Source organism: Bartonella sp. AC10YNML (assembly GCF_042196825.1).
In the GTDB taxonomy this organism is placed as follows: Bacteria; Pseudomonadota; Alphaproteobacteria; order Rhizobiales; family Rhizobiaceae; genus Bartonella.
Window position 1 is genome coordinate 1 of record NZ_JBHIRA010000053.1, and the last position, 1440, is coordinate 1440.

1 protein-coding gene and 1 pseudogene are annotated in these 1440 nt (G+C 41.0%); both read right to left on the bottom strand.

Annotated features, from left to right (window positions below):
* Nucleotides 1–166: 166 nt before the first annotated feature.
* On the bottom strand, nucleotides 167–571 hold the full coding sequence (locus tag ACFINA_RS09545) for a hypothetical protein (RefSeq protein WP_375615516.1): 405 nt from the start codon (nucleotides 569–571) through the stop codon (nucleotides 167–169).
* A pseudogene (locus tag ACFINA_RS09550) lies at nucleotides 568–1440 on the bottom strand (filamentous hemagglutinin); the annotation flags it as partial. The gene ACFINA_RS09545 and the pseudogene ACFINA_RS09550, both read right to left, overlap by 4 nt.

A 1440-nucleotide genomic window follows, 5' to 3' on the forward strand; every position in this document is an offset into this window, starting at 1 on the left:
CTTTCAATGGATTTATTTACAATAAAAAGGCTCTAAAGCCTGTTGATATTTTATCTCCGTTTTTCAAGACAGTTCTGAACTGAGTTGAGATGGTAAATTGAGAAAACAATCCCGACATTCCAAGTAAAGGCAAGGATGGCAGATTGTTGATCATCACAAGAAAGACTTAAGGTTTGCATTCAGGTGCATTTTTATATTTTTTACAAAACGGGCTGTTCAAGCGCTTCTTGACACTGCGCTGTGGAACAACAGCGCCTGGACGACAAATGGGCAAGTTTTCGGCTTTATGGTTTACACACCATCCCCCCCCCTTTTCATCTTTATAGCGGAATCCTGATTGAACCATACAAGCATGAATTGTTGCTATTGCATTATTACTGAGCTTGCTGCTTTCTGGATCCTTATCATAAGGGGTTGGCATACCACATTCTAACAAGCCTTTTCCTACCTCAGTAAAATCTGCTCCCGGTTTCTCCCAAGCAGTCAAATATCCTGAAGGAGGTTTATTAAACTGACATCCCGCTATACTTAACAAAGTTACAGCGCTTAATAATTTTAGGGTTTGTTTCATTTTTTACTCCATGATTTACTTAAAGGAAATTGTTCACTATGAGATGAACCATAATCATATCTACATTTATAACCTGCATCTCCAAGACAAGTATGGGAACTTATGGGATTCATGACCACTCTCCACCATTCTGTCCAAACGTTACTACCAGCAGGGAGTGTCCCGTAGGTATAGCCATTGCCACCAATAATTCTGCTTACAAAGTCATATCTATGCCCATCAAAGCCAATAGTGGTTTGTTTGCCATCACTCACATAACCTAACAGACCGGATGCAACTAAAACATTAAAGGCTGGTCCATAGAAATTGATATTCGTGTTGTCGGCTATACCGTGAACACCTTCTTGTTTGAAAGAATTCAGCATATTCCCCAATGTCATCGTCCCGCGGCTATGGCCATACTCTTCCAATCCCGTGTTACCATAGCTATACATCAAATCTTTTGCTTCTTGTGTGGAATTGGTCAAACCCCAAAAGTTATTTTCCATAAACTTCTGATAGCCCGCGACTAGAAGTTCTGAGATAGCAGAATCGGCTTCTGGGAACACCACAAAATAAAGCGGTGCATTTTTATCCTTCGCATGTTGAACCGCATAAACAGCGGCTTCCTCTGGTGGCGTAAAGATGCCATTAAAGGACACATGCACCTTGCCATCAGCACCCTCTTGTAAATGCTGCTTTTCTTCATCCGTTAAATAATGTGCGTGAGGTATTGGTTGTCCACGAGCGTCTCTTATAGGTACCCCATTTGCATCTATTTCATAGATTATATTACCCTTTTCATCACGGTCGACCACGGCGATGGGGTGCTCTTTGATAAACATAGTTTTATAGGAGTCATCGCTGTATTTAAACCCTTCTTCTAAGAG